This is a genomic window from Neolewinella lacunae (genome assembly GCF_014349155.1).
Classification (GTDB): domain Bacteria; phylum Bacteroidota; class Bacteroidia; order Chitinophagales; family Saprospiraceae; genus Neolewinella; species Neolewinella lacunae.
Genome location: NZ_JACSIT010000037.1, coordinates 48,092 through 64,408, shown reverse-complemented (window position 1 = coordinate 64,408; position 16,317 = coordinate 48,092). Strand labels below are relative to the sequence as shown.

Genomic DNA, 16,317 nt, shown 5'->3' with positions numbered 1-16,317 from the left:
ATCATGCCGAGGATACCAGACCATCGATCAGACGGACAACCGTCCTCACTTCAACTTCACCGCCTTATTCAGCCTCGCGCTTTTAATTGCCGCATCCAAAATCTCCATGACCACCATATTATTTTCCAGTGAAGATAAATCGTAGGGATCTGCACTCACCGTCCCATTGATGACCGCCGCAAAATACACGAAGGGGTCGTGGTAAGGGCTTTCCCTTTCGGCCAGCGTCATTTGCTCCTCCGTAAATTCATCGTAGCCACGGGCTATGCGCACCCGCAGGTCATGGCGATTGTCTGCGTAAATCGCTCCTTTTAGTCCGTAGATTTCCATGTCCTTCCGCCCGATGGGCCAGTTCCAGGACGCCTGAAGGATGGCGACTGCATTATCGTAGGTCAAAATGATGATGGCTTCGTCATCAACCTTGGGATTGTTCGCGGCTTGTTGTTGGGCCGTCACCGCAGTTACGCTGTTGGGTTTTTTACCCTCCATAATCCAGGTCAGCAAATTAGCGCCGTAGCAACCGAAATCCGTAATGGCCCCGCCGCCGTTCAGTACCGGATCGGTCAGCCATACCAGAAACTCATCATCAACACCTATTTTTTTGGGCCCCCGATGCCCATCTCTGACGATTATTTTCCGAATATCGCCAATCAGAGTATCCTGCTGGATCAGTTCAAAAGCTTTGTGGTTGGTGGGGTACCAGGTGGTCTCGTAGTTCGTCAGTAAATGAATCCCGTGCTTATCCGCCAGCTGCTTCATTTTTTTGGCGTGCTGCAAACTTACGGCCAATGGCTTTTCTACCATTACGTGGATTCCGGCTGGCGCACAGACCTCCACGATTTTCAAGTGATCGTAGATGGTGCCAAATGCGGTCACCGCCGTGGGCTGTTTTGCGGCGATCATTTCTTCCAGTGTATTGTACACCAGGTCCATAGAGAACGCGTACTGGTCGGCATACCGCTGGGCCAGGTCTTTATTCGGCTCTACAATGCCCACGATGTCAAATTCCGGGTGGAAATCACTGTTGAATATCCAGTGGACGTGCGTGTGGGTCAGGCCCACTACGCCCATTCTTACAGGGGCCGCTTGGCTGTACACGGTGGCGCAGATTATTTGGAATAAGACGATTAAAATGACTTTATTTTTGAGCATGCGTTTCGCTTTTTGATTTGTTTTAACCCCTTTGATGAACGGACATGCTCCGGGGATTTCGCCACTCCACACCTACTCCACTAGTGGCCTGTCAACATTTAAAATTCGGGTAAGGTGCTAGTAGATTTTGTTGACTGACTAAATCAAAAAACGCAGGCAACGCCATAGCGTTGTTGAGGCTTTTTGATGACGGCAGGCGGCAAAAGATGCTACAGATTATCCGAAAATTTAAGTTTGACAGACCACTAGACTCAAATCCCCCCGTACACCCGGGGCAGCTACTTTCAACTGCATCCGAAGCTGCTTACGTGAAGGGATAAGATTCAGCTTTTCGAGTCCACATAACTCTGGTAACCTTTAAAAGCCACCCCAGCACTCGCTATGGAACCAAAGATTCCAATAAGCCAACTCTCCGTGAACAGCAGACCAATTCCAGCGATGAAGCCCACTACTCCAAGCAGAAGGGGTAGCAATAATACGGATTTATCCCTCTTAGCCATGTTATGGTGTTGAACGGTTAACTTATCTGTTAATGAATTTTGTACTATTTCTTCGCCCCCCCTCCACCAACTCAGCCAAGCACCAGCGGACACTTCAGCCCGTGAATCAGGTGGCCAGTTCGAATAGCTACCAGGTTGGAGCCGATAATGGTCATTGGCTAAATGCCAGGAACGGCAAGCAAGTTACGCCTTTGGCCCAATCGTTGCACCCTCCTAGCCATAAATTCGGCCGAAACAATTCCTTCTGACCCAAAAATTCACGCTCAGGAATAGTCCTGGCTTGCCTGACGATGCCTGTGGAGAAGGAATGCAAGCGGAATGTCCCACGACTCCCCTTGCCCGAAGACAAAACCTTACACCTGCGGCCGCGCCCTAATGGCCTGCTGCTTTCGAACCACGAGGCTTAAACTCCCCCTTTGGGGGCCGGGGGGCTTAACTCCCCCACCAAAAACTGCCCCGTATAACTCTCCTTCACCTTCGCCACCTGCTCGGGTGTACCCTTGGCCACCACGTTGCCGCCGCCGCGCCCGCCCTCGGGGCCGATGTCGATGAGGTAGTCCGCTACCTTGATGACGTCCATGGAGTGCTCAATGACGATGACCGTGTTGCCCTTATCCACCAGGCCCTGCAAGACGCGCAGCAGGTACTGGATGTCTTCGAAATGCAGGCCCGTCGTAGGCTCGTCGAGGATGTACACCGTTTGCCCGGTGGCCTTTTTGCTGAGTTCTTCGGCCAGTTTCACCCGCTGTGCTTCGCCGCCGGAGAGGGTCGTCGCCCGCTGCCCCAGGGTGATGTAGCCCAGGCCCACGTCGTTGAGGGTAGACAGCCGCCGGGAAATCTTCGGGATGGCCGTAAAAAATTCGGAAGCCTCGGCCACCGACATATTCAGCACGTCGTTGATCGACTTGCCCTTGTAGAGAATCTCTAGCGTCTCCCGGTTGAAGCGCTGCCCCAGGCAGGTTTCGCACTCCACCTCCACATCGGGCAAGAAGTTCATCTCGATGGTCCGCATGCCGCTCCCCTTGCAAGTCTCGCAGCGGCCACCCTTTACGTTGAAGCTGAAGCGCCCCGGTTTGTAGCCCCGGATTTTGGCTTCCGGCAGTTCCGTAAACAGGCTGCGGATGTCCGTAAACACCCCCGTGTAAGTGGCCGGGTTCGACCGCGGCGTCCGCCCGATCGGGGATTGATCAATGTCGATGACCTTATCGAGGTGCTCCAGGCCGGAGACCGACTGGTGGTCCATCGGCTTTTTGACGCTGTTGTAAAAGTGCTGGCGCAGGATGGGGTACAGCGTCTCGTTGATGAGGGTGGATTTCCCCGATCCACTCACGCCCGTGATGCAGGTGAAGGTGCCGAGGGGGATTTTTATCGAGACGTTTTTGAGGTTGTTGCCGCTGGCCCCTTTGAGTTCCAGGAACTGCCCGTTGCCTTTGCGCCGCTTGGTGGGGACGGCAATTTCCTTGCGGCCAGCCAGGTAATCGCTGGTGATGCTACCGGCATTTTTCTTCAGCAAAAACTCTTTCGGTGGGCCTGCCGTCACCACCTGCCCGCCTTTGATGCCTGCGCCGGGACCGAGGTCGAGCAGGTAGTCGCTGGCCATCATGATGTCTCGGTCGTGTTCGACGACCAAGACGGTGTTGCCGATGTCCGTCAGGTCACGCAGGGCCTGGATGAGGCGCTGGTTGTCGCGCTGGTGCAGCCCGATGCTGGGCTCGTCGAGGATGTAGGTGATGCCCGTCAGCTGGCTCCCGATCTGGGTAGCGAGGCGAATGCGCTGGGCTTCGCCACCGGAGAGGCTGCGGCCGGGCCGGTCGAGGCTGAGGTAGCCCAGGCCCACGTGCAGCAAAAAGCGGAGGCGGAAGCGGATTTCCTTGAGGATGTCGGTAGCAATGAGCTTGGTCCGCTCGTCCATCCCCTCTTCGGCCGTTTCCATCCACTGGCCGAGTTCGTCCAGGTCCATGCGGGCCAGGTCGCTGATGGTTTTGTCTTTCACCTTAAAGTTGCGCGCTTCGCGGCGCAGGCGGTCTCCCTCACACTCGGGGCAGGTGTCCACGGTCATGAATTCCTCGGCCCAGGTGCGGATGCGCTCACTCGTCGTCTCTTCGTACCAGCGGGAGATCATGTTGACCAGGCCGTTCTGGGCCACGTCCCACACCATGTCGTGGGCCATTTTGTCGTATTCGCTCTTCTTTTGCCGGCCGCTTTTTTTCTCGCCGTACAGGATCACGTTGAGGCCTTCGGCGGGCAGCGACTTGATGGGGTCGGTGAGCTTGAACTTGTACTTTTTGGCGATTTCCTTCACCTGTTTGAAGGTGGTGTTGTCGCGGCTTTCCCCCAACGGCAGCACTCCGCCCTGGTTAATGCTCAAGGTACGGTCGGGGATGATCTTATCGATGTCCGGGCTGTTCAGTTGCCCCAGTCCGCGGCAGGTGGGGCAGTAGCCGTAGGGCGAGTTGAAGCTGAAGGTATTGGGGTTGGGTTCTTCGTAGCTGATGCCGTTTTCGGCGTCCATCAGGTTTTTGGAGAAGGGGGCAGTGTGGCCGCTGTCGGTGTCTTGCACGAAGAGCAATCCATCGCCCATTTTCAGGGCGGTCTGGAGGCTTTGGCTGAGGCGATCGCGGCGGTCCGGGCCCATGCGGATGCGGTCAATGACGAGCTCAATGTCGTGCACCTGGTAGCGGCTGATCTGCATGCCCTCCACGAGGTCCTGGATTTCTCCGTCGATCCGCACCTTGGTGTAGCCTTGCTTGCGCACCTGCTCGAAGAGTTCGCGGTAGTGGCCCTTGCGCCCCCGGACGAGCGGGGCGAGCACGACGATCTTTTTGCCGTCGTACTGTTCGGCAATCTGCTCCTTCATCTGCTCTTCGGTGTAGCGGAGCATCTTTTCGCCGCTGGCGTAGCTATAGGCCGTGGCCGCGCGGGCAAAGAGGAGGCGGAGAAAGTCGTAGATTTCCGTGACGGTGCCCACCGTAGAGCGGGGGCTGCGGTTGGTCGTTTTTTGCTCGATGGAAATGACGGGGCTCAGGCCCGTAATCTGTTCCACGTCCGGCCGCTCCATCGTCCCCATAAACTGCCGGGCGTAGCTGCTGAAGGTCTCCATGTAGCGCCGCTGCCCTTCGGCGTAGATGGTGTCAAAGGCGAGGCTCGATTTCCCACTGCCGCTCAGGCCGGTGATGACGACCAACTGGTTGCGGGGTAGCTCCACATCGATGCCCTTCAGGTTGTGCTCCTTGGCCCCGATGACGGTCAGGAAGCGCTCCGCGTGGGCCAGTTCAGTAGCCACCGCTGCTTTTTTGGGCGCGGCCGCAGGCGATAGTCCCGGAGCATTTCGGGATGCAGGGGAAGTCTTGGAAGAAGCAGTGGTTTTAACGCGGGGCATAACATTCTTTTCGGGCGGGGACGCCGCAGGGCGCTATCCCAACGGAACAAAGATAAGATTGTTTTTCGCTTTTTTGTTGGCAATTTCTTGCGTTAACACAGGTTTGTGGGAATTTTTCTCCACCCTGCCTCGAACTCCTTTGGGTTTAGCCCGCCGGGGACGACACAGGTTTCCCTTCTTGCTCGCTGCGATACTGTGAATGCCCTCGTAAGAGAAATCCGCCGGAAAAAACGCCCTCCTTTTCCACGGTCTCATTTCCCACGCCAATCAGTAATTGGCGTGGTGGATAAATTTATGCGCTCGGTGGCCCTCAATGTGGAGGAAGTACAGTCCACTTGTGGCACCCTGCAAGCCTAGCTCCGTTGTTCCCCTAGCCAACGAACCGCTTTTCACCATTCTCCCCGTCACATCAAAAACCCGGTATTGCCTGTTTACGCAGTTTTCGCACGTTACCCGCAATACTCCTCCGGCGGTAAAAGCCGTAACATCCACCGGGTCGAGATGTACATCGCCAATCCCACGAGTAGAGGTCAGAATATTTTCACAGTCGTATCTATATCCAAAAATAAGATAATCGTTGAATTCTTTGAGCCCTATCGCAGGGTGGTATAGGCACCGCGGAGGTCCTCCTTCCACCGTCTCAACATCACTGAATACCAACTCAAATGGATCAATATACCCCAAGGTATTCCCAATATAATTCATGACTGTATCTATAATTGTTCCCCTGTCAGAATACTCGTAGGACAATATTTGCGCAGCAACCTCCAATTCATTTAAATAATGCCTGAAGGTATCCAACACTTCCAGCCTGATCGTTACGTCTGTATTGGGATAGCTGAGTAACCAGTTGTCTCCTGGGCCAGCATTGAAGTCAAACAAAGTATCCGCCACCATTCCGTCAAACGAAACCAGGATCAAATTGTCCTGATTTTTAAAGTAAATTGGGGGCCGTTCCCTACGTATGGTGTCTTCGTTAAACCTGGTGATGGTTTGCGAAATCTTGAACTTATTGAATTCAAGTTCTCCCACCTTAGTCAATCCCTCAAATTCAACAATGTTTATCCCTTCGTAAAACCCGCCGTAGTGATCATACACCCAGCGCGAACCCGGCCCAAAGGAATCCTGACCGAATACTGTGGCAGTAGCAAGGAGTAGTAGAAGCGTACTGAGCTGAAGCCTTAAATTCATGGTGTGCTTGTTTTGGAGCGAGGTCCGCCGCTTATTTTGGTGTATTTTTAAGGCAATCAGACTTCCCTCGCTGCTCCCCCTTTGGGGGTTGGGGGGCCAACGAACTCCCCCCTTCGGGGGGTTGGGGGGGAGCACCTGCGGCCGCGCCCACTTTACGCTAAACCCGCCGCCATGATAGCATCCGCAAAATAACCATTGCGGCCCTCGCGGGGGATGAAGGTCACCAAGTCGCCCTTATGTACGCTGGGGCACTGCAATTGGCGGGCGGTGAAGAAAAACTCTTCCGCCGTGCCGACCAGGCGCAAATAGCCCTGGCCTTTTTCCGCCAGGTAGAAAAGAATCACTCCCGGCTGGCGGGCGGCGGGATCGGACGGCGGTTCCATGGATAAGATTTATAAGGAAGTGGCTTATGGATGGGTAAGCCTTAAAACGAGCAAAGCCACAAGCGGTTGATGCTTGTGGCTTTGCGAGGGGATACCAGCGAAGGGCGGGTACTTTACTCCAGCGCCTGGGCGCGTTTGCCAGCGGAGTAGTTGATCTTCAACTGGTTGCTTTTGCGCAGCTTGGTCTTGACGTCCTGAACGATGCCCATGGTCACCTCACCGTCTACCCGCAGGGAAGAGGTGATGCGGTCCCGCTTGTTGTCGGGGAGTTTCACCTTGTGCTGCTCGAGAAACAGCGGAATATCATCTACGGTGGAGATTTTGTCTCCCAGCTGGATGCGGGGAGAGGTACCGTACACCGCCTGGTACTGCTTGGTGGGCCGGCCAATGTAGATGTAGTTTACCAGGGATTTCTCCTCCAGCTTCGTCAGCTGGGTAGCTTCCGGGGTATTCACTTGCAGCTTCAGGTCGGAGTCCCGTAGAACGGTTACCATCATGAAGAAGAAGAGAAGCATGAAGATGATGTCGGGCAGCGAGGCAGTAGATACCGCCGGGCTGGCCTTACCACGTTTTTTCGTGAACTTGGCCATTGTGCTTTTAGCTTAAAGTGGGTTAGAACAACTGAGCGTTCGTAAGATGCCGTTTCCGGCGGGGTTGGTGGGGGGAGTGCTAAGAAAAAATTGGGCCGGTCCTTTGGTTAAACAAAAGACCGGCCCGCTTTTGCCTTATTGCTCTTCACCGAAGTTGGTGGGCTCTGCCTCGGAGAGTACCATGGGAATCTCTTCCTTAATGGCTTTGCGCTTGGCAAATTCCATGTCTTCAGAGTAAGGCTCTCCGTAGCGACGCTGGGAAAGCTCATCCCACAGTTCTTCGTAAGCCCCTTTCAGTTCGTTGTAGACGGCGAGGTACGTTTCGTAGTTCGTACCCCGGTCGTTCTTCAACGAAATGATGGCGTTGCGGGGAGATTCCGACATGTCAGGGGCGTTGTTCGGGTTGGAGATGAACTCCTTGGCATTGGCGCGCAGTTCGGCCAGGCGCATGGGGTTTTCCCGAACGAGCAACTCATTCTGGGCGTTGACGAGTACGGAGTACACGTTGCGCGTTTTGAGCTTGGTGATGTCGGGCTCTTCGTCGGACCAAGGTGGGAGCCTTACGAGGATACCTTTGTCTTCAGCGATGGTAGTGGTGACCAGGAAGAAGATCAGCAGCAGGAAGGCGATGTCGGCCATCGACCCTGCGTTGATCTCATTGTTCATCCGGTCTCTCGTTTTGGTCTTTGCCATGGTCGGGAAACGTTTTACGGTTACTTAAAGATGCTGCGGACGCCGAAACCTACCAGGGTAAGTACCGCCAAACCGATCAGCACGAGGGAAGTAAGGATAGAGCCACTAACGAATTTCAGCGTTCCACTACCAAAATCCGTTTCCTGGTCGGTTTTGAATTTGTTGATGGAGTTGATGATTTCGGGGGATTCCTGAGCGATGTCTCCATTTACCGTAGAGTAGGCAATGAGGGCGATGACGACCAGCGCAGCCAGTCCGAGCAAGCCCTTCAGTGCACCCTTCGGGTTAGAGGCAAACTGGGCGGCACCGAAAATTCCGGCAACGATGAAGGCCAGCACCGTGAGGATCACGGAGATCATGATCCCAAAGTCGAAGGCCGTCGTAACGTACTTTTCGGGTGGGGAACCGTCCAGACTGGTTGCTTCCATTTCCGCTGCGGGAGCGGTAAAGATGCCAAGAAGGAAAATCAGGGTAACCAGAACTCCAATCCCGAAAGCCAGGGCCTGGCCGTACTTGTTCAAAAATGCGTACATGAATGATTGGATTTAAACGTGAGTGCCGGGTTACTTGAATACCTTGTTGGTCGCCATGGTATCGACCAGGGCAATGGAAGCGTCTTCCATGCGGTTGACGATGCCGTCAATCTTGTTTACGATGTAGTTGTAAAGGATCTGCAGTACAATGGCCACCACCAGACCGAATACCGTCGTAAGAAGTGCTACCTTAATACCACCGGCAACAACTGCGGGGCTAAGGTCACCAACGGTTTCGATTTTGTTGAAGGCCTGGATCATCCCGATTACCGTACCCATGAACCCGAGCATCGGGGCAATGGCGATAAAGAGCGAAATCCAAACGAGGCCGCGCTCCAGAAGTCCCATTTGTACGGAACCGTAAGAAACAATGGCCTTTTCTACTGCATCGGGACCTTCGCTGCTGTGGCGGAGTCCTTCGTAAAGTACACTGGCGGTAGGGCCAGCGGTAGATTTGGCTACTTCCTTGGCGCCTTCTACGTCCCCTTCCTCCAGGCGCTCGCCGATGCGGGAGAGCAGCTTGTCGGTATTAGTGGAAGCCAGGTTGAGCGTAATGATGCGCTCAATACAGAAAGCAAGGCCAAGAATAAGACAGATGAGTACTACGGCCATGAAGCGCCAGTCTCCATCGATGAAGTACTTCTTGAGAATTTGGAAGCCTCCTGAAGAATCCTGTGCCGCGAGGTCAGCAGTGGAAAATGCTACCAGCGTGAGGGCCGCCAGCGTCTTGAATAGATGTCGCATAGCCGAAATTGGATTTAACGAATAGTTTGTGCGTGAAGAAAAATCCCATCCGGGCGGAGTTGCCCGAAAGAATGTTATTTTGAGGATAATCGTCGTTACGATTTTTCCAGGTTGTCAAAGGAGTAGCTCCCCAAACACTCCGGAAGAGCAGCAAGATATAAAGAACTTCTTTACTTGCTCCTTCCGGGTCAATTTTTTGTCATCTCCCTACCTAAATCCGGCCTTGGCCCGGGAGAAAGAAGAGAAAGAACAGGGTGGATCTTCGTTTGAACCACCTCAGGGTAGTTCCCTACCCTACTTAGGTCGCCCCAGGGAAAGTAGTGCTCTCCTAGGTGGTGCTGACCCAAGGGAAGGGATCTACTCTTGTTTTGCTGGCGGAGAGGAAGGGATGACGGTGAAACACCGTGATCGCCCAGGGCTCAGGTTCGAACCAGCGGACGGTCTGAAAACCAACCTTGCCTTCCCTTGGCGTTCCAGTGGGGATGGATCTGGCGGAGAGGAAGGGATTCGAACCCTCGATACGGTCACCCGTATATACGCTTTCCAGGCGTACCTCTTCAACCACTCGAGCACCTCTCCTTAATTTGTCAATGGGTCTCCGCAGACCATTATCTGCGGAGGTGCCGGATCTTAAGTCGGTTCAGCTTACGGGAGTAAGTTGACGGCCGATTCGGCGAGCAATGCTTTGGGGGGTGCGAACCGGGGTGCGTACCTGCCCTCAAAAAGCGCTGCAATTTACTGGAAACTTTGTCGTCCGTTGACGCTTTAGCCCAGGATAGGCGCAAAAATTGTAAAAACGATCAACAAAACAAAATTTTTATCGGCAAAGCCTCACATTAAGCTTTCCCGTACGGGTGGCCCGAGGGCCGCCCAGGGGTAATCTGCTTGCACAAAGTGGTCAAGTTCAAAGAGTTGCCACGCGTTGTAGCAGGTTTGTCGGCCAACTGCCGCGGGTGAAGTTTCCCAGAGCTCGGCAATCTTTTCCGCGACCAGGGGAAGGTAAGCCGTTTCGTTGCGTTTGCCGCGGTAGGGGACGGGGGCCAGGTAGGGCGCGTCGGTTTCCAGCAGGATGCGCTCGCGGGGCATTTCCCGCAGCACGGGCTCCAGCCCCCCGTTTTTAAACGTCACTACGCCGCCGATGCCGAGGTAGAAGCCCAGGTCAATGGCCCGCCGCGCCTGTGCCAGGTTTCCCGTAAAGCAGTGAAAAACGCCCCGCAGCCGGTCGTCGCCGACGGTCGTGATCAATTCCAGCAGTTCATCGATCGCCTCCCGGGCGTGGATGCAGATGGGCAGGTCGTAGTCCAGGGCCCACTGGCACTGGGTAAGAAAAGCCGCTTCCTGTTGCTTGCGGAAGCTCTTATCCCAGTACAGGTCCATCCCAATCTCTCCAATGGCTACCCAGGGGCGCTGGTCCAGGTAGGCTTTTACCACCGCCAGTTCCTCGTCAACGTCTTCTTTGACGCTCACGGGGTGCAGGCCAATCATCGCCAGGGTCTGGGTAGCGTAGTCCTGTTCCAACTGCAGCATGGCCGCGTGGCTGCTGCGGTCTACGGCGGGGAGCAGTGCCAAAGCGACGCCCGCTGCCCGGACCCGGTCCATCATTTCCGCCCGGTCTTCGGCAAACTTGCGGCTGTATAAGTGGGTATGCGTATCAATGTACATGCTGCAACGAATAATGCCTTCCCCGGAGTTTTTGACGGTTAAGCCACGAAAAAAATGTGTGGCTTACCTTCGCTCCATGGCAAAACAGAAGAAATTTTACGTCATTTGGCTGGGCCACGTGCCGGGGGTTTACGCCGACTGGGCCACGGCCAAACAACAGGTGGATGGGTACAAAGGTGCGAAGTATAAGTCATTCCCCGAACGGAAACAGGCCGAAGCAGCCTACGCTAAGGGCTTTCAGCACTACCTCGACCAGGCCGTAGTGGCCAATGCCGGCTCCGCCACCAAACCCCGGTCTTCGTCTGGTTCTCCCCGCCGCTCCAATGCCCCCTCTACCCCCACCATCCTCAGCCGCAGCATCAGTGTTGACGCAGCCTGCTCCGGCAACCCCGGGGCCATGGAATACCAGGGCGTCACCACCGCCGGCCAAAAACAACTCTTTCACCGCGCCTTCAAACTCGGAACGAACAACATCGGGGAGTTCCTGGCCCTCGTCCACGCCTTTGCTTTCCTCAAGAGCCAGGGAATGGAAGACTTACCGATCTACAGCGACTCCCAGATCGCCATCGGCTGGGTGAAGAAAGGCAAATGCAAAACCACCCTGGCCCGCTCCCCCAAGACCGAGGAGCTCTACACCTACATCGACCGCGCCGAGGAGTGGCTGAAAAACAACCGCATTACCAACCCCGTCTACAAATGGAACACCGAAGCATGGGGGGAAATTCCCGCCGACTTCGGTAGAAAGTAAAGCGTCGGGGTCGGATTTGCCTCCCCTCCGTTGCGCAGTAAGGTCTGGTTGGGGGTGTCCCCACCCGAATGTCCACGGTTTGGGTGGGGACACCCTCAGCCGGGATTCCCCCCGCTCCTTCACCTATCCTTGCATCCCGAAATCCTCCGGGACTATCGCCTGCGGCCGCGCCCCAAAAGAGGACTACTTTATTGCCGCACCTCAGGCAGTAAATCCAGCACCGCCGGATCGTAGGTAAAACTGTTTTCCGGCACCAGCCCCTGGACCCCGTCGAAATAGCGGTAGAGAAAATCGAAGTCCACCCGGATGTCTCCAGTGGGATAGTACGGCGGCGCGAACTCAATGATGCCATTGGCAAAGTCGAACTTGCAGGGCAGCAGCGGGACGCCCGCCTTGAGCGCAATGAAGTAAAAGCCCGTTTTGAAATGATCCACTTTTTTGCGGGTCCCCTCCACGGCAATGCAAAGCCTGAACTCATCCCGTTGCCGGAACAGGGCCACTACGCTGTCTACAAAGTTCGTCCGCTTCTCCCGCTCCACCGGCACCCCACCCATCCAACGGAGCACGAGCCCCAGTGGGCCGCGGAACAAGGAAGACTTCCCCACAAAATTGACGTACTCGCGGATCACCATCCGGGAATAGACGCCGTAGAAGAAGTCGCGGTTGGAAGTATGCGGAGCCACCGGCAGCACGTACTTCTCAGGCCACTTGCCCACGTTGTGATCCACAATTCGCATGCCATTCAGGCGAAGCATCAACCGACCAAACCAGGCTGGTAACATGGTGTACAATTATAAGAGGATGGTGAAAAGGCGTAGGAAGCAAGGGCCGCCAGGCACCAAGGTAATGAGCCCAGGCGATATGGGGGCAACTACTGTTCCGGCGAAACGGCCTCAAAGTATCCCGTGCTTCGGTTCTTCTGCACCCCGTCCCAGGTGAAATAGCGACCGTTCATGGCGATGTAGACCCCCGCCGGCAGGGCCTGCACAAAGGCCAGGGCACTGCCCAGGTTGAAAAACCCATCGGAAGACGAACCGAAGGCGTAGGGAATCATCGCCCCGGTCAAAACAATGGTCTTGCCCCGGATGTCGGCCTTGGCCAGGTACTCGGCGGTTTTTACCATGGTATCCGTGCCGTGGGTGATCAGGATCTGTTTGGTGCCAGTGCCCCGGCAGTTGTGGGCGATGTTCTCCCGGTCCAGGTCCGTAATCTCCAGGCTATCGACCATCATCAGGGTCCGTACGTTCACGTCCAGGGTACACCGGCCCCGCTCCAGCATCTCCGGCAGGTTGGAGTCCTGAAAGTACAGTTGCCCGGTAACGAAGTTGTACTCTTTATCGAAAGTGCCCCCGGTGACGAAAATCTGGATCAAGGCGAGAAGTTTATGGCCAAAGGACCGCAGCGGCTTGCCCGGTCTGGCCACAAAGGTAAGACAGCCAACTGGGTACATAGGAGGGATTTGTGGCCCTGCCGGACTCCGACGCCCGTAGCGCCGGCGGCGACGGGGCCGGTGCACCCACCCGGCCGGTTCTTACCGCTACCCAGGCCTCTGTGGCCCCCCGAAACCCTGCGGGATTGGCGACGGAACCCCAGAAAAAAACCCCTCTCCCGAAACGCGGGAGAGAGGCTATCCCAAAAACCGATTTAAGATCTTTATGCCCCGGTACCCACTCGGGAATACATACAGGGTTTTCTCCCTTTCGCACGGGGCGGAAGGGGATTTTGCGAAATCAGGTAGGTAGATAGCTTCAAGGTTTGGCCAATGTGCCGCCCCGGAATATGCTCAAGTTTCGATCAAAAAGTGGAGGAAGACCACATAACAGCCCAAAGATAGGAAATTGTCCGCAATCCTACACTAAAAACTTCCGCCCAGCAAAAATCGAAATTGGAAGTCGTTTCGGTCGCTGGAGAAGAGGTCCTGGTTGAGGCGGTAGGCGAACTCTGCCCCAATCGTAATGTCCTGCGTATTCAGCCAGGTATTGTCAAAAAGCAACTGCCCGCCAACGGAGTTTTCGCTGCCGGTGAAGTCGTACTGGTCAATGACGAAGGTACTGCGGTCGTAGAAGGCGTTGAGCCGTATCCGTTTGAAGTAAGTGATGCCCGCCAGGCCAATTTCCGGGTACAGCAGCGGCAGCTGATAGTTGATGCCCAGGCGGTAAACGCCGTCGTTGACCGGCGCGGCGTAACCCCGGCTGTAGCGGAATACGTCGGGGAACTGGTACGGGTTTTGCGCGGGCTCCCGTTGGTAGTCCAGTTCAATCCGCAGCCCGTGGGTGCGCCACAGTCCGGGCAGGTTCAGTGCCGAACGCAGCAAGAGGCGCTGCCCCGCATTTTCGTCCCCCAGCGCCCGGTCGTAGAGCACACTCAAACCAATGCCGAGGCGCGACTGCACCTGCTGCGAGGCCATCCGCCGAAAGCTGCTGAAGCCCACTGCCAGGGTTACTCCCCCGAAATTCCCGGCCGCTCCCCCACCCTCGGCGTTCCGCAGCGCGTAGTGCGTGTAGGCTACGGCCGGGGTAAGGCTCGTCAGGTAATCCCCCGCCACCCACTGCCAGGGCACTTCCGCTCCGGCGGAAAAAGACAACTGCTGCAGCTCCCGCCGCCGCACCAGAAAAGTATCGGGGGCGGGGTCCAGGGTCAGGAAGTTGCGGTCCCGAAACTGCCCGCTGAGGTTCAGTACGGGGTAAAGCCCGCCGTAACTCACCCGCGCGATGCCGGAATAACGGTCTTCGTTGATGTTGTACAAGCCCTCCAGGGAAAGCGCGACCGTTTCCAAAGCGTTCGTCGCTTCGATGGTGAGGCCCGGTACCACGTAGCTGCCGTTGTACGACCAACTGTGGAGCTTGATGCCTCCCAGGTGGTCCGGGAAGTTCCGCGTCGGGAAGGTCTTGGCTTCCACCCCCGCCGAAAGGTCAACGGCCTCATCGGCGTAGGCCGCTGGCCGCTCGAAGAAGGAAGGGCCGGCGGGCAACATTCCGCCGGGCAACCCCGGCAGCAAGCCACCCCCTTTTTCTGCTCCGCCTACCGCCAAACGGTGCAGCCGCATGCCCCGCGGCCCCGGCTCCGTATAGTATAGGTCTCCGCCCCCGCTCAGGTAGGGCATCTGGGCCCCAATGGCCACGTTGGTGAGTTGGCGCACCTCCCCCGTTGCCGGGTCGAGTTGGTAGACGTTGTCTACGCCGTCCCGACCACTGCTGAAGGTCAGCGTCCCGTTCGGCGCCACCCGCAGTAAGTCGACGTTTTCCGTCGAGCGGGGCCGGACGACGCGCGTCTCGCCGCTTTCCACGTTCAGGGCCAGCAGCGCAATGCCCGCAAAAGATTGCTCCAGGAAGTAAATCGTCTCTCCGTCGGGAGAAAAGCGGGGGAAAATAACGTTGGCCGCGGCAGAGGGGTAGCGGCGGATTGCTGCTCCCGACTGCGTATCCAGTACCACCAGTTCCGGGTTGCCCCGGAGGGGGTCGGTGCTGACGGCAACGATCCGGCGACGGTCGAAACTCAGGGAGGGGGAAACGAACTTGCCCCGTTCCGTGAGTTTGCGCTTGCGGCCGCTGCCGAGTTCGTAGAGGACGATGTCGCTGTAATCAAGATTGGTGTACCGGGGGTCCTGCCGGGCCTCCATCCATACGGCCAGGTTCCCGCGCACGTCGAAGTACGGCTCCCGCTGGATGCCTACGCTGGTGAGGACCTGGTCTTTTTGTTGTCCCGTGGGGTCTACCCTGACCAGCTCGGGGGTAACCTGAAAGCCGCTGCGCAGGGCCAGCAGGCTGCCGTCGTCGCTCACCTGCGGAAAGCGGTAGCTGACCACTTCCCGGCTGGGGTACCCGATGGCTTCGCCTTCCACGAGGGGAGGGCGGGCGGCCAGGGCACTGTCCTGGGCCTCCTGAAGCGCGGCCAGCGTTGCGCGGTAGAGCGTTTTGGTGGTGTAGCCCGTCTTCTTTTCCAGGGCCCGGCTGAAGGGGTAAAGCAGGCTTTTGTAGGCCGCCCCGTCTTGCACGACGGATTTCCAGACGTCGTTGCCGTAACGCTCGCGGGCGAAGGTCAGCATCGCGTAGCCATAGCGGTAGTGGTCAGGGACGAGATCCGCAAAACTCCCGTTGCGGGCCTTGGCGTAGGAGTAGTCCGTACCGGCGGCCAGCAGGCTGCGCAGTTCGGCGCTGAAGGCGGGCGTGCGCCCCCGGCCGGCGCTCGTCAGGGCCGTCTCAAAAATCACCGCATCGCCTTCGCTGAACCAGTTGGGCGTGGCCAGGCTGGAAAGCACCGCCCAGCCGTACTGCCCCTGCAGGAAGGAGAAAAGGCGGGTGATCCCCCGGCGTTCGTTGCTGTTTTGCTGGACGTGCCGGAACTCGTGAATCGTCAGCAGATCCACCCAGTCGGTCGTACTCAGGAGATTTTGCTGTTGGGGAGGACTCACAAAAAACTCCGAACGGAAGGGGGCCAGCCCGACGTAGCCGTTGATCGTCAGGTTCGGCGTCTGCAACACCAGATCGAAGGGATAGTGCTGCTCGCCGATGGTCCCCGCGTGTTGGGTATTGAGCAACTCCACCAGCGTAGCCACCCGTTGGGCACGGGCCTCGTAGCCCTTGGGAAAGATGATGCGCCCTTGGTCCGTTTCGATCTGCTGCCAGTCTACCGAAGGCGGGTGGAGCCCAATTTGGGCGCGGACGCAGGTGCCGTAGCACAGAACAAGGAGCAAGGTAAGGAGACGCATGAGCCATTTTTTATCCTCACCCACCCCAGCCGTA

13 protein-coding genes and 1 tRNA gene are annotated in these 16,317 nt (G+C 56.7%); 1 reads left to right on the top strand and 13 read right to left on the bottom strand.

Annotation, left to right across the window (positions count from 1 at the left end):
• Window positions 1–45 precede the first annotated feature (45 nt).
• The 10 genes from H9S92_RS01170 to H9S92_RS01125 all read right to left on the bottom strand — a co-directional run bounded on the left by H9S92_RS01170 (window position 46) and on the right by H9S92_RS01125 (window position 10,827).
• Window positions 46–1,152 carry a Gfo/Idh/MocA family protein gene (locus H9S92_RS01170; RefSeq protein WP_187464896.1) on the bottom strand — a complete coding sequence of 369 codons (1,107 nt, stop codon included), beginning with the start codon at window positions 1,150–1,152 and terminating at the stop codon, window positions 46–48.
• A 903-nt stretch (window positions 1,153–2,055) separates the two neighbouring features.
• A complete protein-coding gene (uvrA, locus tag H9S92_RS01165; protein WP_187464895.1) occupies window positions 2,056–5,031 on the bottom strand; it encodes an excinuclease ABC subunit UvrA in 2,976 nt (991 codons plus the stop codon).
• A gap of 267 nt (window positions 5,032–5,298) precedes the next feature.
• Window positions 5,299–6,222, bottom strand: coding sequence for a T9SS type A sorting domain-containing protein (locus tag H9S92_RS01160; RefSeq protein ID WP_187464894.1), 924 nt, complete (start codon window positions 6,220–6,222; stop codon window positions 5,299–5,301).
• 152 nt (window positions 6,223–6,374) lie between these two features.
• Window positions 6,375–6,605, bottom strand: a complete 231-nt coding sequence (locus H9S92_RS01155) for a hypothetical protein (protein WP_187464893.1) — start codon at window positions 6,603–6,605, stop codon at window positions 6,375–6,377.
• A gap of 113 nt (window positions 6,606–6,718) precedes the next feature.
• Window positions 6,719–7,195: an ExbD/TolR family protein gene (locus tag H9S92_RS01150; protein WP_187464892.1), complete on the bottom strand. Its 477-nt coding sequence runs from the start codon at window positions 7,193–7,195 to the stop codon at window positions 6,719–6,721.
• Between the two features lie 135 nt (window positions 7,196–7,330).
• On the bottom strand, window positions 7,331–7,888 hold the full coding sequence (locus H9S92_RS01145; protein WP_187464891.1) for an ExbD/TolR family protein: 558 nt from the start codon (window positions 7,886–7,888) through the stop codon (window positions 7,331–7,333).
• Between the two features lie 20 nt (window positions 7,889–7,908).
• Entirely contained in the window at window positions 7,909–8,421 is a 513-nt protein-coding gene (locus H9S92_RS01140; protein ID WP_187464890.1) for a hypothetical protein, read from the bottom strand.
• Window positions 8,422–8,451: 30 nt separating this feature from the next.
• Entirely contained in the window at window positions 8,452–9,165 is a 714-nt protein-coding gene (locus H9S92_RS01135) for a MotA/TolQ/ExbB proton channel family protein (RefSeq protein WP_187464889.1), read from the bottom strand.
• A 489-nt stretch (window positions 9,166–9,654) separates the two neighbouring features.
• Window positions 9,655–9,744: transfer RNA gene (locus H9S92_RS01130), tRNA-Ser, on the bottom strand.
• A gap of 252 nt (window positions 9,745–9,996) precedes the next feature.
• Window positions 9,997–10,827 carry a TatD family hydrolase gene (locus H9S92_RS01125; protein WP_187464888.1) on the bottom strand — a complete coding sequence of 277 codons (831 nt, stop codon included), beginning with the start codon at window positions 10,825–10,827 and terminating at the stop codon, window positions 9,997–9,999.
• 76 nt (window positions 10,828–10,903) lie between these two features.
• Here H9S92_RS01125 and H9S92_RS01120 point away from each other — a divergent pair, with 76 nt between their 5' ends.
• On the top strand, window positions 10,904–11,575 hold the full coding sequence (locus H9S92_RS01120; RefSeq protein ID WP_187464887.1) for a ribonuclease H1 domain-containing protein: 672 nt from the start codon (window positions 10,904–10,906) through the stop codon (window positions 11,573–11,575).
• A gap of 188 nt (window positions 11,576–11,763) precedes the next feature.
• Here H9S92_RS01120 and H9S92_RS01115 read toward each other — a convergent pair whose 3' ends face one another.
• The 3 genes from H9S92_RS01115 to H9S92_RS01105 all read right to left on the bottom strand — a co-directional run bounded on the left by H9S92_RS01115 (window position 11,764) and on the right by H9S92_RS01105 (window position 16,283).
• Window positions 11,764–12,357: a 1-acyl-sn-glycerol-3-phosphate acyltransferase gene (locus H9S92_RS01115; protein ID WP_246463575.1), complete on the bottom strand. Its 594-nt coding sequence runs from the start codon at window positions 12,355–12,357 to the stop codon at window positions 11,764–11,766.
• An 89-nt stretch (window positions 12,358–12,446) separates the two neighbouring features.
• Entirely contained in the window at window positions 12,447–12,947 is a 501-nt protein-coding gene (locus H9S92_RS01110; protein ID WP_222935926.1) for an asparaginase domain-containing protein, read from the bottom strand.
• 483 nt (window positions 12,948–13,430) lie between these two features.
• The gene (locus H9S92_RS01105; RefSeq protein WP_187464885.1) at window positions 13,431–16,283 is read right to left on the bottom strand and encodes a TolB family protein; all 2,853 of its coding nucleotides are present in this window, start codon (window positions 16,281–16,283) and stop codon (window positions 13,431–13,433) included.
• Between the last annotated feature and the right edge of the window lie 34 nt (window positions 16,284–16,317).

Bases quoted from the DNA above. Each gene is read 5' to 3' on its own strand.
- H9S92_RS01105 (WP_187464885.1), bottom strand. From the start codon at position 16,283: ATGCGTCTCCTTACCTTGCTCCTTGTTCTGTGCTACGGCACCTGCGTC.
- uvrA (WP_187464895.1), bottom strand. From the start codon at position 5,031: ATGCCCCGCGTTAAAACCACTGCTTCTTCCAAGACTTCCCCTGCATCC.
- H9S92_RS01120 (WP_187464887.1), top strand. From the start codon at position 10,904: ATGGCAAAACAGAAGAAATTTTACGTCATTTGGCTGGGCCACGTGCCG.
- H9S92_RS01150 (WP_187464892.1), bottom strand. From the start codon at position 7,195: ATGGCCAAGTTCACGAAAAAACGTGGTAAGGCCAGCCCGGCGGTATCT.
- H9S92_RS01170 (WP_187464896.1), bottom strand. From the start codon at position 1,152: ATGCTCAAAAATAAAGTCATTTTAATCGTCTTATTCCAAATAATCTGC.
- H9S92_RS01145 (WP_187464891.1), bottom strand. From the start codon at position 7,888: ATGGCAAAGACCAAAACGAGAGACCGGATGAACAATGAGATCAACGCA.
- H9S92_RS01140 (WP_187464890.1), bottom strand. From the start codon at position 8,421: ATGTACGCATTTTTGAACAAGTACGGCCAGGCCCTGGCTTTCGGGATT.
- H9S92_RS01115 (WP_246463575.1), bottom strand. From the start codon at position 12,357: ATGTTACCAGCCTGGTTTGGTCGGTTGATGCTTCGCCTGAATGGCATG.
- H9S92_RS01155 (WP_187464893.1), bottom strand. From the start codon at position 6,605: ATGGAACCGCCGTCCGATCCCGCCGCCCGCCAGCCGGGAGTGATTCTT.
- H9S92_RS01135 (WP_187464889.1), bottom strand. From the start codon at position 9,165: ATGCGACATCTATTCAAGACGCTGGCGGCCCTCACGCTGGTAGCATTT.
- H9S92_RS01160 (WP_187464894.1), bottom strand. From the start codon at position 6,222: ATGAATTTAAGGCTTCAGCTCAGTACGCTTCTACTACTCCTTGCTACT.
- H9S92_RS01125 (WP_187464888.1), bottom strand. From the start codon at position 10,827: ATGTACATTGATACGCATACCCACTTATACAGCCGCAAGTTTGCCGAA.